The sequence below is a fragment of the Nodosilinea sp. LEGE 07298 genome, from assembly GCF_015207265.1.
Lineage (GTDB): Bacteria > Cyanobacteriota > Cyanobacteriia > Phormidesmidales > Phormidesmidaceae > Nodosilinea.
Map to the genome: position 1 here is coordinate 26,698 of NZ_JADEXE010000006.1, position 20,048 is coordinate 46,745.

Below are 20,048 nucleotides of genomic sequence, written 5' to 3' on the forward strand. Positions count from 1 at the left end.
CTCTAGCTTTTTCGGGGGATTCACGGACTTATTTGTGCATAAGTCACAAATTATTCGTACCTTCTGAAGAGTCTATTTAGACAACCAAATACCGAGCCACGATGCGTCAGCGATTCCAAACCTGTCACGATGTCATTTGGCTATCGACAGCTGCATAGGAGTGACACTCAATCACCGTCATCCACATAACTGATACCCAGAACTTATTGACAACATTCAGCCACCTAAAACTGGTAATTGCAGATGATAAGAGGCAATTATGATGCAACCGACTAGTCCTCAGCTAATCTTAATTGTCGATGATAACCTCACCAACCTAGAGGTGATGTCCAAAACATTGAATGATGCCGGGTACGAGGTTGCGATCGCCTTATCTGGAGAACGAGCAATTCGGCAAATCCAACACAGTCCCCCTGACCTCATCCTTCTTGATATCATGATGGCTGGGATTGATGGCTATGAAACCTGCCAACTGATTAAAAAGAACTCTGAATGGGCTTCAATTCCAATCATCTTTATGACGGCATTGGCAGATACTAGCAATAAGGTCAAGGGTTTTGAGCTAGGAGCAGTGGACTACATTACAAAACCCTTTCAAGAACAAGAATTACTTGCCAGAGTTAAAACACATCTCCGTTTGAAACAAACGGAGATGCATCTCCGTGAGAGTGAAGCGCGGATAGAAAGAATTCTTAACTCCTTGGAAGAAGTCGTATGGTCTGCAACACTTGATTTATCCCAATTTATATTTCTCAATCTCGCAGCAAAAAAAATTTTTGGTTATTCCGCCAACGAGCTAATTGCTGCGCCCCACCTCTGGTTTGATATGGTGCATCCCGAGGATAAAGCCCTCCTGAAGCAAGCGTTTCAGCTTCTTAAGACACAATCCTCTATCAGTCTTGAATATAGAATTTTTAACACAACTGGAAATATACGATGGCTTAAAATCCGAGCCCAAATAGATGGTAACTACACTGAGAGGCAAGCGGCTCGAGTCGATGGGATTATAATTGATATAAGCGATCAAAAATGTGTTGAAAATCAGTTGATTCATGAAGCCAACCATGACAACTTGACTGGATTAGCCAATCGCAATAATTTCATTTGCCAAGTTAATCAACTTCTAAATTCTATCAAAAAATTTCCTAGCGAAAATTTTGCGGTCTTATTTATCGATTTAAACCGTTTTAAGAGTATTAATGATAGCCTTGGCCACTATATTGGCGATCAACTATTGCAACAGGTTGCTAAGCGCTTACAACAGTCCCTGCGCCCTTTTGATCTCATAGCTCGACTTGGAGGAGATGAATTCACTGTTCTTCTGAAGAATCTTTCAAATCCGGAAGATACCATTACTATTTTAGAACGCATTCACTCCCAATTGAACGAAGCATTTGAGATTGAAGATCAGATGCTTTTTACATCCGCAAGTATAGGAGTTGTAATCGCTAGCTCAAACTACTCCAATGCCGAAGAACTTCTACGAGATGCTGATATCGCAATGTATCAGGCAAAAAAAGGGGGGAAGTCTTGTTCTCAGCTCTTTAAACATTCCATGCATGTTGAAACCGTCCGTCATCTCGAACTTGAACGCGATTTAAGGATAGCACTGAATCGCCAGGAAATTACACTCCAATATCAGCCCATTGTGAATCTACAAACTCAGCGCATGATCGGATTCGAAGCTCTAGCTCGATGGAAGCACCCCCAGAGAGGATATATTGCTCCAGAAATCTTCATTCCTATCGCTGAAGAAAGTAGCCTAATCGTTAGTTTAGGAGAGCAGGTTCTCTGGCAAGCCTGCTCTCAATTAAAACAGTGGAAAACTCGTTTTCCAGAAGTGTCTACTTATACCATGAGTGTTAACCTCTCTGGCAGGCAACTCCAAAGTCCTGGTTTTATTGACACTCTGGATGAAATCTTGAATGTCAATGAAATTCCTGGACATCAATTGATACTGGAAATCACCGAGAGTCTCCTCATGGATAACCATGAGCCTCTATTAACCCTATTCAATAGTCTTTCAGAACGGGGAATCAAGCTTAGTCTAGATGATTTTGGGACAGGATATTCCTCATTGAGTTATCTTCACTGTTTTCCTTTGAATGAACTCAAAATTGATCGTTCTTTTATTAGTCGTATTGAAAACGATATCCAAAGTCAAGAAATTGTCAAAACTATCATTGGTTTGGCTTATATTCTCAATATGAGTGTTGTTGCCGAAGGGTTAGAGACTCTAGAACAGCTGGAGCACCTCAAAACGCTAAATTGCAATAAAGCGCAAGGGTACTTATTTTCTAAGCCTTTGACCAAGCTTGAAATTGATGAATGCCTGAAAGATCAAGCTAACCAGTTGATGTGTGCATAATCTATCTGGCGGTAGGAGGCTGGTTAGGGAGAAATTACTGATATAAGTGGCTAAGCTTGGGAATAATCATGCCTTGCAACGTAATTGAAGATGAACTTGCATTTTCCGAACGTTTATTAGTGGGAGTTTCAGAGGCCACACGTTCACTTTTGACAATCAAAAATTATGAAGAATCGATTCTGTCATCCCTTGCAATTTTGGGTAATGCAACCCAGGTTGACCGTGTTTATGTATTTAGATTACATTTCCATCCTACGACCAAAGTCCCACTTATGAGTCAGAAATGGGAATGGGTTAAGTATGGAATCACTCCGCAAATTGATAATCCTGAATTGCAGAATCTTCCCTTTTTAGATGTTTGTCCTCGTTGGCATGAAATATTATCAGTAGGACAATCTATTTCTGGAATGATTTGTACATTTCCTGAGGTGGAACAAGCAATCCTCAAACCGCAAAACATTCTTTCGCTTGTGGTTGTACCTATCATGATCCAGGAAGAATGTTGGGGTTTTATGGGGTATGATGACTGCCAGAATGGTCATTATTGGACCCGAAGTGAGGTGGCTGTTTTAGAGGCGATCGCTCATAGTTTTGGAGGGGCAATTTCTCGTAATAATGCTGAGGAAAATCTTAAAGAGGCTAATGAAGTCCTTATAAGGCAAACGAAGGAACTACTAAAAGCTCAAGATGAGGCTAATCAAGCGAATCGTGCAAAGAGTATGTTTCTTGCAAATATGAGCCATGAGCTACGAACACCTCTTAACGGAATACTAGGCTATACCCAGATCCTCCAGCGAACTTCTGTTCCCGAATCAAACGAAGCTCGAGGCATTGAGGTCATTCATCAGTGTGCGAATCATCTGCTTACTCTGATTAACGACATCCTAGACTTTTCAAAAACTGAGACCGGTCACTTAACTATTTCACCTGTATCAGTAAATTTATCTTTATTTCTAAATGAAATCGCTGATATGTGTCAAATACAGTCAAGTCAAAAAAAAATATTTTTAAGGAGAGAGTTTTCTCCAGAATTACCGATAAAAGTCTCTGTAGATGCCAAACGCCTTCGTCAGGTTCTACTAAATCTTTTGAGCAATGCTATTAAGTTTACAGATGCTGGCCAAGTGACCTTGTCGGTGATGGTAGAAAAGAACTTAGAGACAAGACATTTGCGCAGTCCCGTTGCCAGAATCCAATTTGCTGTTGTCGATACTGGGGTTGGAATATCCTCCCAGGACACGGAACGAATTTTCCATGCGTTCGAACAAGTTGGCGATTTAGGGCGAAAAGCAGAGGGAACAGGATTAGGACTCAATATTAGTCAGCGAATATTGTCTGCGATGGGCAGCTCTATTCAGGTTGAAAGCCGTGTGGGAGCGGGCAGTATCTTTTCGTTTACACTCGATTTGACCATCATAGAAAATCAGACGAAATTGCTTAGTACTCTGGCAGGAGAGGCTTGCTTAGTTGACTTCACAGCACAAAACGTATGTGTTAGTCCTTTTGACTCTGATGCATATTCAGAGAAAACGAATATACCACCCATTGATACTTTGAAGCATTGTTGGGAGTTGGTTCAGTCAGGACGATTAAAAAAGCTGATCCAATATGTTGAGCTGATTTCCCAAACTCAGCCAGAAAATGCTCAATTTCTACAAAAAATCATTGACTGGGCGACGAAGTTTAAAGTTGACGAAATTGAAGAATTTCTGATTATACATCTGAACCTATCACATTTGTAGGTAGGGTTATACCAATTCTATATGAGGATGAGCATAACCCAGCGCTTGAAAGCCCTGACAATGAAAGGGCTCCAGCCTGAGCGTTACTGCTCGTCTTCACATTGGATTGGTATTACGTGCTAAATAGCCAAAGATCAATTCTCGAGGTAGAGATGAATAATAAAAATAATACCTGTGGTAATTGTTGTCATTTCGATGACCTGCACAATATGTGCCAAAAATTTACTGTTAGATACCCGCTTGGGAAGGTCTATCTAGCACGCTTCCATGACTCACAAATTTGTCGTACAGAGTATCTTCCCAGACCTATGGATTGGGAAGATACTCTTTCAGTTAATGTAGATCTAAAAAACTACTAAAAAATTCCCGTGGCCAACGCCCTCTCCTAGTTGCCAGTAGGCGATAAGCTCATGGTTTTTGGAAGATGGTGAACTTATCATCGGTGTGAGATAGAGGTTGAGAAGATGTCGCCGTTTCGAACGCAAAATACCGTTTAGGGAAATGGTGCAACGATTTCCCCAGACGGAAATATTTTTCTCCTTTAGCCCCAGGCTATCGATAGTGACTGCGACAGCAGCATCAGAAACAATTCTTGTAACTGTGGGGAGAGAGATAAAAGCAACTGCTGAATCAACCTCAACCTTCATCTCATAATGGCCATTGGCAACCCTTGTAAAGTCATGAAATGAATAGATATCATTGCCACATTGTTTATTCAGGTAAACACTTCGGATATTCTCAACTTGTTGTTCACTGAATGTTTGAGGTAGAGGATCTGACTCTTCTAGAGAGTGAGGTATATATTGAGGCTGAAAACTTTGAATGATGGGTTCCCAATAGGGATCTTCATGGGCATAGACCAAGCCTATTTCATGGCTCTCATCTACCATCAGAGTACCCGGTTCTGAATATCCATTGAAGTGATTTCCAATTGAACGGCAATAAGCACCAGCGTTGGATAACAATAGCAAATCGCCTTCTTTTACTTCTGTAAGATCTGTTTCAGGAAGTAGCACATCTCCAGCAAAGCAAAGAGGTCCAGCAATACTGTCCGTCCCTGATTTGGGGAGCAGTGTTCCATCAGCACGATAGATATCTTGGGCAAATCCAGCCAGAGTGACTTTTAAGAGTTGATCAGAGCCAACATCTACAATTGCCCAGCCCTTGCCTCGGGTCGATTTACGGGTTACAACTCTTGTCAAGAGTACAGTAGCATTACCAAATAAGGCATTGCCTGGTTCCATTTTGTAGGTGAATTCAGGCCGAAATCTACTTTTTAAGGCATCACCTAAGTCGGAAATTGAAGGGAAATGATCTTCCTCCTGATTTGCGAGACCTAGTCCCCCTCCCAGGTTGAGATCTGAGATGATGTGATTAGTGAAAGCGTGGATCACATCGCATAATTCATGTAAAACATCTACGCATTCTTGAAATACCTCAACATTGTCCATTTGAGTTCCCACATGAACATGCAGTCCAGAGAATGGCAACTTTGTAGAGTTAAGAAATGATAGAACTTCCTCGGTGGGGATGCCAAATTGACTTGTTAGACTTCCATGTGAGGTATATTTTTGGTAATCTGCTTCTGCACCATAGCTTTTATAGAGTGGAGGGTTAACTCGCAAAAATAGCTTGCCAGAAAAAGGGACATTGCCTAATTTTTCTTCGAGTAGTGCCAACTTTGATATCGAATCAATGATGACACTGCCACTGTCCTGAAGTAGAGTGACAGCCAGGTTTAGATCGGGCGCTGGGGAATAGTAACTTAATTGAGAGGTTGGTATTCCAGCTAAGCGAGCTAACTGAACCTCACGAGATGATGCACAGTCAGCACCACATCCTTGCTGAGCAAGTATTTTGAAGGTTGTAAGGCATGGGTTAACCTTAACTGGGAAATATATATATTTATTCTCTCCTAGAATGTCCTTAAATGCCTGGAGATTACTCAGGATGTGAGTTCGATTCGTGATGTAAAGAGGTGTTGAATATTGCTGTGCAATTGCAGCCAGATCAAGCTGTTGAAACCAAGAAGCCTTGAGAGGAATAGATTGAACCGCCGTCCCGAAGTTGCTCTGATCTCTATTTATTCTTGGATTTATCATTAGTCCCCTATGGCGTTATTGCATGAACAAAGGATTGTGACAGTGAGGAGTGATAAATTTTAAATTCTCTCCCCGAGGTTTCCATGAAAATGAACTCACTATCTGTAACCAGTTGGACTATACCGCAAGATGGAAATAAAGGGCAAGTTGGGATGGTCAAATTTGGCAACTGGCCTATACCGAGTTACAACATATTGCGGAACTAACTGACACAGTAACAACAGTGGGCAAAGTAGTTTCGTAAGTACCTAAGTAACTGGGTGTAATTAAGCTGAAGAGGTTGGCGGGGGTGAAGGGGGTGAAGCCTCATCCCTAAGGGCGAGCTCCCAAATCCCTTCTCGCAATTAATTATGCTTACCTACCTACTTGAACTGAGTTTGATTCCCAGTGCCGCCACTTTGAGAATTATAGAAGGGGCAATTTAAGGATAGCTGCCCCTTATCTTTCAACAATTAGAGACTGATCAGAATTTTGTGTAAGCGGTCTAGAATCCCGATATTTCAGGAGACCGCAGCATGGTACGCAAGAAGAAAGAACCGAACCGCATCGACGATATGCTGGACGACCTCCTGGCCGACTGCCAGGGTGCATCCCAGTCTTGCAAGACTCACCTTGAGAAGTAGCCATTGAGATACGCGCACCGCTGATGCAGCACTTGTTGCACATTGTCTTCGTCCCACTGCGCACCCGAAATTTTCAGGCGACGCCCAATTTGCTTAACGGTTGACTCAATCTCACCCGAACCAATGGAGATGCCCTCGGCTTGGTAATAGGCGTAGTTGACGATACGGTTGCAAAATCGCATGAACTTCGGGCTCTTGGCCACTTTTGGTGATGCATCTAGGGAGAGCTATAGACAATAGGGGGATCCATTCTCGCGTTTGTTAACCCTATGGACCTCATCTCACATCTACTCCCCAGCCAAACTGAGTTGAGCTTGCAGCACTGGGATTTGGATACGGCCACCCAGCAGGTCACGGTTTACCTTGCCTCTACCCAGACCGTAGCCCAGTGTCCTCTCTGTCATCGCCCGAGTCACCGTATCCATAGCCACTACGACAGAACCTTGAAAGACTTGCCTGTTGTCCAATTCAGTCTGACGATAGTGCTGACAGTCTGTAAGGTTTTCTGCCTCAATGACACCTGTCCTCGACGGATTTTTACCGAACGCTTACCCGGAATCGTGGCCCCTTGGGCCAGGCGCACCATTCGTTATGTTAATCATCTCAAAGCCATCGCCCTAGCGTTGGGGGGTGCCGCTGGGGCTCGACTGAGCGAACAGGTTGGCTATAGGCATAGTCGTAACTCAATGCTGCGAGTCATTGCGAGCCTGCCGTTACCGCAACTAATGACCCCAAAGATCTTAGGGGTAGACGATTTTGCCCTACGCAAGGGGCACAACTATGGCACGATTTTGGTGGATCTTGAGCAGCACCAGCCGATTGCGCTACTGCCAGATCGCACGGCAGAAACCCTTGAAACTTGGCTCAAAGAGCATCCTGGCGTTGAAGTCTTATCTCGGGATCGTTCCAAGACGTACAAGCGAGGGATGAGCCAAGGTGCACCGGAAGCAATTCAAGTGGCAGACCGCTTTCATCTGTTGCACAATCTCGAAGAGACGTTGGAAACAGCGTTTAAGGGACACTACTCAGTCCTCAAGCAGGTTGAAAAAGACCAGCGTCAGGCGGATGGTCTCGAGGTTCCGCATTCCTCAGACCTACCTGAGGATCCACAGTCTCCCAAAGCGCTCAACCGAGCTCATCGTTTGGAGACGTATGAGCAAACCCATGCCTTACGGCAGCAAGGATACGCCATTAAAGACATCGCTCACCATCTTGGTCTTGGCAAACGGACGGTCTACAAGTATTTGGCCGCGTCAACCTTTCCTGAACGACAACCCACTATTCGGCAACAGGGCAGTGGGATGGACGCCTATAAACCCTACATTCAGGATCAATGGAACCGGGGACAGCAGCAGACCAAAGCTCTCTTTCACCTGATCCAACAGCAGGGCTATCCGGGAAGTTACTCGACCCTGGCCCGCTATACCCATCAGCTGCGTCAATTACCGGCTTCGGGCCTACCTAGCCCGGACTCTCTTAACGATTTGTCGGGTCGGGGGCCAGCCCCTCCCCTTTCAACCTCTCCTCAAAAGCCCCTAAGTGCTCGTCGAGCAGCATGGCTGATCTTACAGCGACCAGAAACCCGGACAGCTGAAGACGATAGCTTATTAGAGCAGCTCGCTCAACAGCCCGAGTTATCGGGGGCTATCTCGCTGGCCCAAGGCTTTATTGATCTCGTTCGGCAGCGGCTTCCCAGTCAGCTGGATGATTGGCTGCAGGCGGCTAAGACCAGCTCAATCAAGGCGTTTCAAAGCTTCGCCAAAGGTCTGGAGGAGGATTATGACGCGGTCAAAGCCGGGATGACATTAGAGGTTAGCAATGGACCGGTAGAGGGGCAGAATAATCGGCTCAAAATGCTGAAACGGCAGATGTTTGGGCGAGCCAACTTGGAGTTGCTGGAGAAGCGGTTCATTTTGACCAGCTAAACGGCTGTAATTCGAGAACCGCAAAAGGTGCCAGTTTTACACATCACCAAAAGTGGCCAAGAGCCTTTTTTTGGATATCGATGATCAGTTCGGCCTGCTGCATTTTATGGCGCAGCTGTTGATTCTCTCGGCGCAATTGCGCCAGCTCTTGTTGAACCGGATGCGGAATGGTGGCTTTGCAGCCCCGCTTATCATCAGCCAGCGCCTGCAGTTGCCCCTGTTGTCGCTGGTTGCGCCAGGTACTCAACTGCGATGAGTACAGCCCTTCTCGTCGCAGTAAGGCTCCGATTTCGCCCAGTTCGGTGCAACGATCTGCCGCTTCAACCATGGCGAGTTTATACGCGGCGGTGAATTTACGGCGGACAGGTTTTTCTAGAACTTCAGGATCTGGGCGGGCGGCTTTTCCATTGCTTTCAGGATTTAAGAGCTGCGATGGCATAGAGTCTGACATGCGGAATAACCGTTCCTTCTACTCTAATTGGGACTGGCTAAGCTGTCTCATCTATTGTTGTCACAGTGGGCTATGGACGCTGCTAGACAAGCGTGGCAATAGTAGCAGTGACGAACGGATGGCGTTACTGGAGCGCTTTGAGCGCCTCTTCCCCGATGCCCAGGTTCACTGCCTAACCGGCGACCGAGAGTTTGTGGGCAAAGCGTGGTGTAGCTTTTTACTCTTGCCCAAGGTCATGCCCTTCCGCCTGAGGCTGCGTCACAGCGACCGCCTCAGGCGGAAGGGCAAACGGCGACAGCGGGGCGAACGGGTCTTTGCAAACCTAAAGGTCGGTGAGTCTCGGGTACTCTCGGGCAAACGATGGGTATGGGGTCGTCGCGTCTACGTCGTCGCCACCCGCTTGGACAATGGTGAGTTGCTGATTGTGGCGACCGGCCACCGCCCTCAAGAGCACTGGCAGATTACCGCTTGAGATGGGGCATCGATACCTTGTTTGCCGCGCTCAAAACCCGAGGGTTCAACCTCGAATCGACCCACTTCCGCAATGCTGAGCGCCTCAGCAAGTTGATAGCTCTGCTGGCGTTGGCGTTCTGTTGGGCCATGCTCACCGGACTCTGGCAACACCAGCAGCACCCCATTACGCTCAAAGCCCATGAGCGCCGGGCCAAAAGTCTCTTCCGCCACGGCTGTGACTTTCTGCGTCGCACCTTCTGCGATCTCGCCCTCCGGGTTACTGAATTTGATCAGGCAATACAACTTTTGTCCCTGTACTGAGTAAACCAGTATATTTTGCAACTTACTAAAGTAGTAGATGCGCTGATATGACTAGAAAACACTGTTGAAGAGACATGGCTGTCTTGACTAAACTATTAAATGAATAAAAAACAGAGAGGAACCATGAGTGAAGAACCATTAGTAGTTTTGGATACAATTTTATCAACAGTATGTTTAACCGATGTTCAAGAGCAAGTATTTCTACAGTCCTGGCAAGGGAAAACCTATCAAGAGATAGCAGAAAGCACAGGTTATGATGCTGCCTATATTCGAGATGTTGGCTATAAACTATGGCAATTAATTTCTAAAGCTGTGAAGACGAGAGTCACTAAAAATAATCTTAAATCTGTTTTCAGGAAAACATCTCAACAGTCTAATAATCATACACAACCACTGCAAACAGAAATGACGACTGATGCAAAAGCAGGGTTGCAGAATAATATTGATAATCGACAAGAACAAAAATTTGATTTTCCCAAAGAAGAAGCTGAAGCTTTAAACCACGCAAGTATAGATATTTCAACTCGCTGTGATTGGGGAGAAGCTGTTGATGCTTCTATTTTTTATGGGAGAGCAGAAGAGCTTAAAGCTCTTCAGAAATGGAGTTTAGATGAACAGTGCCGTTTAATAGCAATATTAGGAATGGGAGGAGTTGGCAAAACAACACTTTCTGTAAAATTTGCATTGCAGATAAAAGACAAATTTGAATATATTATTTGGAGATCGTTACGCAATGCTCCGCCCGTGAAAGATGTTGTGACAGATTTAATATGTTGTTTATCAAATGGCAATGAAACAGAAGTAAATCTTCCGGACAATCTGCACAAAAGGATGACAAGACTTATTGATTATCTACGTAGTTATCGATGTCTAATAATACTTGATAATTTAGAAGCAATTCTCCAGATTGGAGAGCAATCAGGTTACTATCGGGAAAGATACGAAGGTTTTAACGAACTCATAAAAAGAGTAGGAGAAACTTTCCACAAAAGCTGTTTGATATTAACAAGCCGAGAGAAGCCATTAGAGTTTTCAGCCTTTGAAGGAGAAGCTTTACCTATTCGTACATTACAATTAAAGGGTGTAAGTGAACAAGAAGGATATGAAATTTTAAAATCAAAAGGCTCCTTTACAAGCTCAGAAGAAGAATGGAAATTGCTGATAAGTAATTACGCTGGAAATCCACTTTTACTAAAAATAGCTTCAACAACTATTAAAGAGCTTTTCAATAGCAGCGTATCCGAGTTTTTATCACAAAACACAATAGTTTTTGATAGTGTTAGAGATTTACTAGATCAGCAGTTCAATCGTCTATCAGAAGCTGAAAAAGATGTCATGTTTTGGCTTGCCATTAATTGCGAAGCGATCTCAATGGACACTTTACGAGAAGATACTATTTTAATAACCTCGAAGTCAAATTTATTAGAAGCGATATCTTCGATCAACCGTCGTTCCTTAATCGAAAGAAATTTGTTGGGTTACACACTTCAACCTGTAATTATGGAATACGTTATTGAAATCCTTGCCGAACAAATTTGTGAAGAAATTAGAACTGATAAAATTTTTATGCTGGCGAGGTATGCTCTTGTTAAGGCTCAATCTAAAGATTATATTCGGGAAAGTCAGAAAAGTATCATTATAAAACCTATTATTAATAAGTTAAAATCGTTAATGGGATTTGAATCCGAAATTGAAAAAAAACTATGTGAAATACTTTTAAAGCTTAAAGAAGATGTTTCTTTGTCAGCAAGCTACGCAGCCAGTAACATCATCAGCCTATTGCAACAGCTAGGAGTTGATTTACATAACTATGATTTTTCCGGATTAGCAATTTGGCAAGCTTATCTTCAAGGAACAAATTTACATAATGTTAACTTCTCTCGATGTAATTTTGATAAATCTATTTTTAATGAAATTTTGAGTGTTGTCCTGTCAGTCGATTTTAGTCCAAATGGAGAATGTTTGGCGACTGGAGCTACTGATGGGAAGATTTGCATTTGGCAGCCGAGCAGCAGAAAAAAACTGCTAATTTGCCAAGGACATACAAATTGGGTTTGGACAATTAATTTTAGTCCAGATAGTCAAATGATCGCCAGCGGTAGTGAAGATAAAACGGTACGCTTGTGGAATATTTTGACAGGGCAATGCCGGGCAATTCTACGCGAACACATTGGTCAAGTGTGGTCAGTCAGCTTCAGCCCAGACGGTCAAACCCTAGCTAGTGGCAGTGAGGATCAAACTATCAAACTCTGGGATGTTCGCTCTGGTGAATGCAAACGGACATTACACAAACATACCGGTCAGGTGTGGTCAGTCAGCTTCAGCCCAGATAGTCAAACCCTAGCTAGTGGCAGTGACGATCAAACCGTGAAGCTTTGGAATGCTAACACAGGAGAGTGCTATAAGACACTCTTGGGACATTGTCGTCGTGTTCGCTCAGTCAGCTTCAGCCCAGATGGCCAAACCCTGGCTAGTGCTAGTGAGGATCAAACTATCAAACTCTGGGATGTTCGCTCTGGTGAATGCAAACGGACATTACACAAACATACCGGTCAGGTGTGGTCAGTCAGCTTCAGCCCAGATAGTCAAACCCTAGCTAGTGGCAGTGACGATCAAACCGTGAAGCTTTGGAATGCTAACACAGGAGAGTGCTATAAGACACTCTTGGGACATTGTCGTCGTGTTCGCTCAGTCAGCTTCAGCCCAGATGGCCAAACCCTGGCTAGTGCTAGTGAGGATCAAACTATCAAACTCTGGGATGTTCGCTCTGGTGAATGCAAACGGACATTACACAAACATACCGGTCAGGTGTGGTCAGTCAGCTTCAGCCCAGATAGTCAAACCCTAGCTAGTGGCAGTGACGATCAAACAATGAAGCTTTGGAACGTTAACACAGGAGAGTGTTATAAGACACTCTTGGGACATACTAACTGGTTGCGGTCTATTGCTTTTAGCTCAGATGGTCAAACCTTGGCTAGTAGTAGTGACCACACTGTCAAACTTTGGAATGCTAACACAGGAGAGTGTTATAAGACACTCTTAGGACATACTAACTGGCTGCGGTCTATTGCTTTCAGCCCAGATGGTCAAACCCTTGTCAGTGGTGGTGAGGAATATACAGTCAAACTTTGGCACGTATACACAGGGGAATGTTGCAGAACCTTACGAGGGCATATGAATTGGGTTTGGTCTGTCGCTTTCAGCCCAGATGGTCAAACTATAGCTAGTGGTGGCGGAGATCATGTTATTAAGTTTTGGAATGTTCGGACTGGAGAATGTCTTAAAACCTTCGTGGGTCATACCAATCGTATCCGCGCAGTTGTGTTTAGCCCAGATGGACAGACTCTTGCCAGTGGTAGTGAGGATAGTACAGTAAAGCTTTGGAATGTCTATACAGGAGAAGTACAACAAACATTGCAAGGACATACTGGTCAAGTTTGGTCAGTCACATTCAGCCCAGACGGACAGACTCTTGCCAGTGGCAGTGAGGATGATACAGTAAGGCTTTGGAATGTCCACACTGGAGAAGTACAGCAAACATTGCAAGGACATACTAGTCGAGTTTGGTCAGTCACATTCAGTCCCGATGGTCAAACCCTCGCCAGTGGTAGCGGCGACCATGTCATAAAACTTTGGAACGTCAGCACAGGCAAATGCTTCAAAACATTGACAAACCACACAGATCAGGTTCGATTCGTTGCTTTTGGCGCTGATAAAGATACGCTTATTAGCGGCAGTGCTGATCAAAGCGTGAGGGTGTGGAATATCAGCACTGAAAATTGCTTTAAGACTCTTGATATTCTTACAGATTCAGCACGTTCAATTGCTTACAACTCCAGTACTCAACTTCTTGCCACTGTGAGCCAAGATGAATCACTTCAGATTTGGAATATAGCAACTGGTGAGTGCATTAAGATTTTCAAGTCTGTCAGACCTTACGAACAGATGAATATTACAGATGTTACAGGTTTGACAGATGCTCAAAAATCGACTCTAAAAGTTCTGGGAGCAATCGAATCACCAAAAACAATAGCTTGAAAAACTGCTGGCTGTTTAGGTTTTTTACTCACACTGACTCGCGCAGAGGTTTACATAGCTTAAGGAAATCACCCCAAAAAACCCTCAACTCCCATTCTAGGAACGCTGTTATACAAGTTTAACTGTGAGGCATGTTGTATATCAGCAGCAAAGCCTAATTCGCAAAGTTTTCTGCCAGTACCACAGTCTAACAGTATAGCTTCTAATTGTTTACAGACATGGAAGAAAGCGCCTTCACAGACATAAGCCTCAGGAGACTTTTCATATTCTAAGTAGGAGAAAATAGCTCCTGCGCCTAAATAGTCTTCAATTGCCATTCTCGTTTCTCCATAGTCAGATAAAGCTGACTCTCGTTCCCCACAGCAAATGATCGTTACACATAAATCAGTTGTCTTCAACATTTGGGAAATAGCGTTAGCGATCGCTTTTGCATTTACAAACGACCCAATAAAAAGGCAAGGAGCAGTTTGAGCGAAGCTGCTACAAGTTCCTCCATTGGGAGAGGGGATAACAATCTTTGTGCCTGCTGTTATTTCTACATAAGTTAGGGGAGATAGGGAAAAACGTCCTTTATGAGGAACTTCGCTGCGTCTGACTGCCACTTCAGCTCCCAATCGTTGTGCAAGCACTACAGAATCCTCAGTGATAGAGCAGGGGTAAACTAGCCCCCCATGTGACACAGCAGTCACAACAGTTGTAGAAAAACTGAGCGTATCTACAATGACGACAATATCATTTCTTGCTAAAGCCTGAACCGTGCCCCATTGCCCAAAATCTAGTTTACAACGGTAGGGATTTTGAGAAAAAATGTGAGGATTAAGCGACGTTTGGGAGGTGGAAGTCATGTCGGCACTTTTTATTGAAAATTCAATTAGCCCTTTAAAAGGTTGAAGACAACCAGATCCGCATTAGCCTACGCTTTTTTTCAGGCTGTGGATCATCCTCAAAAGCAGTTCTACCATGCAAGATAGAGTAGTTATTGACGAGTAACATTTCACCACGGTTTAGCTGAAGACTTATAGCAATTTTATCCTGTTTTATAAGATATTCAATCACTCCTATAGATTCCAGCGTAACAGAATCTATAGGCAAATTTTCTGCTTCATAGCCCTTGAAAATACGAATTTTTGAATAGCGAACGCTTAAACAATTTTTGTATGAAAAAATTGGAGCAAGCAATGTTTCTGGAGTCTCTCCAGGCTGCAACTCAGCCCTACGATCAAAGTAGTAAGATTGATAAAGACGCTCCAATAGTTCTGGAGATTTCTCCAGAATAATGTTATGCAATGTTTTAGCACTAATTAGTAGGGAGTCACCACCAGTCTTCGCCGGTTTAAGAACAAACATGCCAACAACGTCAACAGATTGATTCCGAAACAGAGGTGCTGAATCGGTATGAGGGGCAAGAGGTGCTCTACTTTGGGTACCACGCACTCCAGATTTAGATATTAAGTCATCCTGGCTGTATCCCTTATCAAAAACTGAGTACAGCCGATCCCCTTGAATATTTTGCACTAACACTGTTCCTAGAAAATTGCTAAGGCTCCAATACACCATGCATATTTCATCATCAGTGTATTTCTCAGCAGGCAATCCTTGCAAAACTAAAAAGCCACAACCAGTTTTAAGCTCTTGCAGTACTTTAATAGCTTCCTCTTCAAAGGATGGAATTGAAAAACTTTCCTCTATGACACTCTCGAGATTTCTACCAGTTTGACGAACCTCTTGCACCGCATTGTAAATTTCGTTTAAAGTCGCAGGGCTCAAATGATAATTCCAGCTATCTGCATGGGGAAAATTTCTATGGCACCAAACACCAAAGCCTGTAAATATTGATCTGTAAACAGGAGTAGTTTCAAGGATATATTTCATAGATAGATCTCCACGAAAACTAAAAATTTCTTATTAACAAGACAGCTAAACGATAGCTATATAGCTTTAGCCATCCTGTAAACCATTTCTCAAAAACAATCATATTGACTGTCAAAATTTAATTATTGAGTTTGAACGTTAATCCTTTGGAAGCTAATTAAAGCAACTGAAATAGATACAATTAACATTCCAATTACTTGATGAATTCGTAGTATCTCTCCAAGAAAAAACCAAGCAAGGGTAGAGGTGAAAATAGGTCCAGTTGACCCAATAGTAGATGAAAAAGAAGCACCAATAAGAAGAATTCCGTAGTTATTTAATAAGTAACCGGCAACCGTAACTAATGCCAAAATTAAAACGCTGATCCATAATGAGATCCACATGCCAGGAGCAACAGTAAATTTGGCGATTGGGAAAAGCTTGACAATTATGGGTATATAGTTAAAAGTCACGACACTAGAAATGGACAGAAGAAGGGTTGTCAAAATGTTTGCCAAACTAAATGGAACAGGATGAAAATTAAATCTTTGAGAGCAAGTTTGAGTTAAAACAACATTTACTGAAAACGCTATTCCTGCTGTCACTGCTGTTCCTACACCAAGCAAAAGATTAGCGGTTTTTAGACTCTCAGGAGCAGGAATTGAGAGAAAACATCCACAATATAGGACAATCATTCCTAGACCTGTACTCCAGTTCGGACGCTCACCAAACAGTAGCCAAGTTAGCAGTAAAGTAACTGTGGGATAAGTAAAAAACATGGTGATTGCAATACCTGCTGGTATATTGCCAAGTGCAACATACATGAAGCATTGCGACAAAAATAAAAAGATCCCACTACCGACAATCCGACCCAGTAAACCGAGTCGATTCACCTGAGTCAGTTGAATTAAATCTCGCCAGAGAAGCGGATACAACCTTGGCCCTACGAAAAAAGCTAATAGGGGAACCATCAGCAACATTCGCATCATGAGAACAAGAAGCGAGTTGCCTAAAGTCGGAGCAATCCAACCGCCGACTTGAAAGTGTCCAAAGAGGTATTGCTCCCTCAAGATCACTTTAGCAACAACATTTTGCATTGATAGCATGACAGAAGCTAACAAAACCAGCAGTATACCCTTTCCTTGATTTGATGATTGGTATTTCAAAGTGGGCAGAATTCTGAAAGGGCAGAAGCCTTAGTGGTGAAAAAAGCTTTTTTGAGTCTCATGATGGACGATCCAGGCGGTCAAAATAGACTCTGAAACCCATTACTTCGTTCGATCTCTTAAGAAGACCCAAATCTGCTGTGTCGGCGAAAATCCTTTATCCATAAGGGTTTCAGGAGTTTCTGTCACTAAAGGATAGAAGCTAAAATGGAGAATTGTTTAGACCCTCCTTTAAGTTGTGACAGCGGAGACTAATTCGGAAAGTACAGTTTCCCGATCACCAAATTCAAGACGGTAAAAGTCACGACGGCTTAATCCCTCAACAATCTCACTACTAACGATCTGGCGGCACTGCGATAAGAAAGTTTCTTCATCCATATCAGCCCGAAGTTCATGATATGGAGTGTAAGCTGTAGGTCGCAGACGGGCACCAACTTCCCGCACAAGTTTAAAGGTGTAGGCAACGCCTTCTTGAGTTTGACCTGGCATCCCTAGCATGACAAAACAATTCAATTCAACTCCACGTTCGCGACACCAACGCGCCACCTCTTGCAGACGATTTTCTGTTGTACGCTTTGCTTTTGGCAAGAGCGCAATAGCTCCTGCATCTAAAGTTTCTAACCCAACACTAATTCGCAGACAACGTGAGCGTGCCATCGCATCAACCAAGGCTTCATCTAAATGATGAAGCGTGGTACAAGTTTTCCAAGCATATCCAGCGGGATGGGTTTCAATGGCTTTAGCAAAGTTTAAAACCCAATCACGCTTGAGTGTAAAAGTGGGAGAGTAGGTTGAGATGTAGTCAAACTCATAGAATTGTCGAGCTTGATCAGCGTAAGCCAAGATTGAAGCCACGCTCCGACGGCGCTCTTTCAGTCCTTGTGCTGGCGGAACCAGGCAGTAGGAACACCCCATCGGACAGCCGCGTGAGATTGTTATGGGTAATTCGCGCTGCCCTGATAACCCACTAAATTCTAGAGTGGCATCCTGATAGAGACGGTTGTATTGGTGCCAAGGAACCTCTGGCGGATTGGGAAACGCCCACTCTTCAGCAGGCAGGTAAATACCTTGTCCCGTGTTAATGTACCCCCCTGAAGAAGGAGTTCGTAGGAGCAAGCCAGTGAGATCCTGTTGCTGACGCAGACCGGATAACCATTCAGTAAATTGTGCAATCCCTACCTCCCAATCGCCAGACGCAACGATGGCATCGATTTCATAGCGCTGAAAAAATCCAGGGATGCTACTACTAGCCCGACCAAAGGTAATGATGCGAGTTTGCGGTGAAATTTCACGGCAGTAAGCAATAAGCGTCTTTATTCCCTGAATTGTATCAAATTCATTATGAATAGCTAGAACATCAGGCTCCCGAACCAGTTCTCGTGCTACTGCCGCCCAAGTCCAACTGAGCACTCCAGCATCAACAGTTCGCACTTCGGAAATATAAGGTAACTTCCGTAAATAGTTACTAGTTTCCCAAAGCGTATTGTGGTGACCAGCATTAAAATACGTAGGGATATCTGGAGGCCAGATTACAAGAACTTTCATGCCAAATCTCCAAAAACAGGTTGAATGTTTGCGCCAAGAGCATTGAGCTTTTGCGGTAAATTCGCGTAACCACGAACCAAATGGCTTGTGCCAGTGATCTGGGTTGTCCCTTGAGCAGATAGCCCTGCCAAGACTAAGGCAGCAGCAGATCGCAGATCAGGCGCATGAACAGGCGCGGCACGTAATGTTGGAACGCCTGTGCAATAGAGCGTCCTTTGATGCTCATTGTTTAGACCACCCATGTACCTCAATTGTGAGGCATAGCCAAAGCGATGCTCCCAAATTACCTCTTCTAAACTGCTAGGCCCGTCTGCAAGCGACATCAGCACAGCAAAGATTGGGCCAACATCAGTGGGTAGTGTCTCGGTCGTCAAGACGACAGGACGAAGACGCTCCTTGCAGATGACGACTATAGTATCTGCATTCTGCTCAATGCTGATTCCCATAGAGCGAAAGGCTGCTACCTCAACATCCATACCTGTAAGCGATGCCTGTTGAAAGTGAACTTGTCCACCTGTAACAGCAACAGCACCGATGTAGGTACTCAATACTTGAGGATCACTCGGTACAGTGAAATGGGTTCCGTGGAGGGATGTAACCCCTTGAATACGAATACAGCGTGTTCCTTCACCTTCAATTTGTGCTCCCATTGAGCGCAGAAAAGAGCAAAGGTCTATGATGAAACGCCCCCAGTAAGCACCTTCGATAACAGTTTCGCCATTAGCCAAGACACCTGCTAATAAGGCTGTTTTCGTAGCACTAGAGATAAATTTGTTGTTTTTCACTCCATAACACAAGTTGAGTTGGATATGGCAACCTTTCAGTCCACTGGATGGAACAGAGGCTTCGATTGTTTCTCCTAAAACAACTTTGGCACCTAGCATTTGCAAAACTTCAACCATCGGCTCTATGGGACGCACACCGATATTGCATCCACCTTGATTTCTAGGGAGCTGTACCCAGCCATGCCGTATGAGGAGCGTTGGCAGCAAGTAAATCGTTCCGTGTACAGAGTTGAACGTCTCGACAGGCAGTGAATTTTCTAGATGGACTTGGCGGCACGAGAGTTGCAGTGTTTGTTCCATATAAGTCACATCAGCACCCATTTGTGCTAAACACTGACAAAGCACTAGGTGATCTAGCATGTCTGGCGAGTGTTTCAAAATGACAGGTTCAGTAGTGAGCAAAGATGCCGCGATCATAGTGACAGAAGATACTTTATTTCCCTCAATTGATACAGACCCATTCAGGCACCGCTGTCCTTGTATATTTAAAACGTCTGGGATAGGGAAAATTTCGGTACCATAAAAAGATTGAAGAAGGCTGAGATCCGAAGTTTTTGTGAGCATCATTTTTTGCATTTGAGTAAATATTGAATGCATGAGTATCGATGAAACGTGCCTTTCAAAGATACTTTTTTGGCAAAAGTCACTAGTTTGAAGCCGTAATTTTCAAGACTTCAT

11 protein-coding genes and 2 pseudogenes are annotated in these 20,048 nt (G+C 43.8%); 5 read left to right on the forward strand and 8 right to left on the reverse strand.

The window, feature by feature from the left end; all coding sequences use genetic code 11:
- The first annotated feature begins 259 nt into the window (after nt 1-259).
- Nucleotides 260-2,368 (forward strand): EAL domain-containing protein, encoded by a 2,109-nt coding sequence (locus IQ273_RS01585; RefSeq protein ID WP_194021413.1) that lies wholly within the window; start codon nt 260-262, stop codon nt 2,366-2,368.
- 68 nt (nt 2,369-2,436) lie between these two features.
- Nucleotides 2,437-4,110, forward strand: a complete 1,674-nt coding sequence (locus tag IQ273_RS01590; RefSeq protein ID WP_194021415.1) for a GAF domain-containing sensor histidine kinase — start codon at nt 2,437-2,439, stop codon at nt 4,108-4,110.
- A gap of 344 nt (nt 4,111-4,454) precedes the next feature.
- Here IQ273_RS01590 and IQ273_RS01595 read toward each other — a convergent pair whose 3' ends face one another.
- Together IQ273_RS01595 and IQ273_RS01600 are read right to left on the reverse strand one after the other, a co-directional pair.
- Nucleotides 4,455-6,212, reverse strand: coding sequence for a pyridoxal-dependent decarboxylase, pyridoxal binding domain protein (locus tag IQ273_RS01595; protein WP_194021417.1), 1,758 nt, complete (start codon nt 6,210-6,212; stop codon nt 4,455-4,457).
- 607 nt (nt 6,213-6,819) lie between these two features.
- Nucleotides 6,820-7,005: pseudogene (locus IQ273_RS01600) on the reverse strand (ISKra4 family transposase); the annotation flags it as partial.
- 99 nt (nt 7,006-7,104) lie between these two features.
- Between IQ273_RS01600 and IQ273_RS01605 the strand changes: the two are divergent.
- Nucleotides 7,105-8,760: an ISL3 family transposase gene (locus IQ273_RS01605; protein WP_194021419.1), complete on the forward strand. Its 1,656-nt coding sequence runs from the start codon at nt 7,105-7,107 to the stop codon at nt 8,758-8,760.
- Between the two features lie 43 nt (nt 8,761-8,803).
- On the opposite strand, the gene IQ273_RS01610 is transcribed toward IQ273_RS01605, so the two are convergent.
- Nucleotides 8,804-9,199, reverse strand: a complete 396-nt coding sequence (locus IQ273_RS01610; RefSeq protein WP_228052217.1) for a transposase — start codon at nt 9,197-9,199, stop codon at nt 8,804-8,806.
- A gap of 82 nt (nt 9,200-9,281) precedes the next feature.
- Between IQ273_RS01610 and IQ273_RS33475 the strand changes: the two are divergent.
- Nucleotides 9,282-9,985: pseudogene (locus IQ273_RS33475) on the forward strand (IS4 family transposase); the annotation flags it as partial.
- Nucleotides 9,986-10,108: 123 nt separating this feature from the next.
- Nucleotides 10,109-14,023 (forward strand): NB-ARC domain-containing protein, encoded by a 3,915-nt coding sequence (locus IQ273_RS01625; protein WP_194021431.1) that lies wholly within the window; start codon nt 10,109-10,111, stop codon nt 14,021-14,023.
- A gap of 68 nt (nt 14,024-14,091) precedes the next feature.
- Here the strand turns inward: IQ273_RS01625 and IQ273_RS01630 are convergent, their stop codons facing one another.
- The 5 genes from IQ273_RS01630 to IQ273_RS01650 all read right to left on the reverse strand — a co-directional run bounded on the left by IQ273_RS01630 (nt 14,092) and on the right by IQ273_RS01650 (nt 19,967).
- Nucleotides 14,092-14,868, reverse strand: coding sequence for a 2-phosphosulfolactate phosphatase (locus IQ273_RS01630; RefSeq protein ID WP_194021433.1), 777 nt, complete (start codon nt 14,866-14,868; stop codon nt 14,092-14,094).
- 34 nt (nt 14,869-14,902) lie between these two features.
- Entirely contained in the window at nt 14,903-15,895 is a 993-nt protein-coding gene (locus IQ273_RS01635; protein ID WP_194021434.1) for a TauD/TfdA family dioxygenase, read from the reverse strand.
- Between the two features lie 122 nt (nt 15,896-16,017).
- Nucleotides 16,018-17,040 carry a DMT family transporter gene (locus IQ273_RS01640; RefSeq protein ID WP_194021435.1) on the reverse strand — a complete coding sequence of 341 codons (1,023 nt, stop codon included), beginning with the start codon at nt 17,038-17,040 and terminating at the stop codon, nt 16,018-16,020.
- 231 nt (nt 17,041-17,271) lie between these two features.
- Complete coding sequence (locus tag IQ273_RS01645) at nt 17,272-18,585, reverse strand: radical SAM protein (protein WP_194021437.1); 1,314 nt, start codon at nt 18,583-18,585, stop codon at nt 17,272-17,274.
- Nucleotides 18,582-19,967: a UDP-N-acetylglucosamine 1-carboxyvinyltransferase gene (locus IQ273_RS01650; RefSeq protein ID WP_194021438.1), complete on the reverse strand. Its 1,386-nt coding sequence runs from the start codon at nt 19,965-19,967 to the stop codon at nt 18,582-18,584. Before IQ273_RS01650 ends, IQ273_RS01645 begins: the two co-directional genes overlap by 4 nt.
- Between the last annotated feature and the right edge of the window lie 81 nt (nt 19,968-20,048).

Coding starts and splice junctions, on each gene's coding strand:
- IQ273_RS01635 (WP_194021434.1), bottom strand. CDS start 15,895: ATGAAATATATCCTTGAAACTACTCCTGTTTACAGATCAATATTTACA.
- IQ273_RS01630 (WP_194021433.1), bottom strand. CDS start 14,868: ATGACTTCCACCTCCCAAACGTCGCTTAATCCTCACATTTTTTCTCAA.
- IQ273_RS01595 (WP_194021417.1), bottom strand. CDS start 6,212: ATGATAAATCCAAGAATAAATAGAGATCAGAGCAACTTCGGGACGGCG.
- IQ273_RS01590 (WP_194021415.1), top strand. CDS start 2,437: ATGCCTTGCAACGTAATTGAAGATGAACTTGCATTTTCCGAACGTTTA.
- IQ273_RS01605 (WP_194021419.1), top strand. CDS start 7,105: ATGGACCTCATCTCACATCTACTCCCCAGCCAAACTGAGTTGAGCTTG.
- IQ273_RS01585 (WP_194021413.1), top strand. CDS start 260: ATGATGCAACCGACTAGTCCTCAGCTAATCTTAATTGTCGATGATAAC.
- IQ273_RS01645 (WP_194021437.1), bottom strand. CDS start 18,585: ATGAAAGTTCTTGTAATCTGGCCTCCAGATATCCCTACGTATTTTAAT.
- IQ273_RS01610 (WP_228052217.1), bottom strand. CDS start 9,199: ATGCCATCGCAGCTCTTAAATCCTGAAAGCAATGGAAAAGCCGCCCGC.
- IQ273_RS01625 (WP_194021431.1), top strand. CDS start 10,109: ATGAGTGAAGAACCATTAGTAGTTTTGGATACAATTTTATCAACAGTA.
- IQ273_RS01650 (WP_194021438.1), bottom strand. CDS start 19,967: ATGCATTCAATATTTACTCAAATGCAAAAAATGATGCTCACAAAAACT.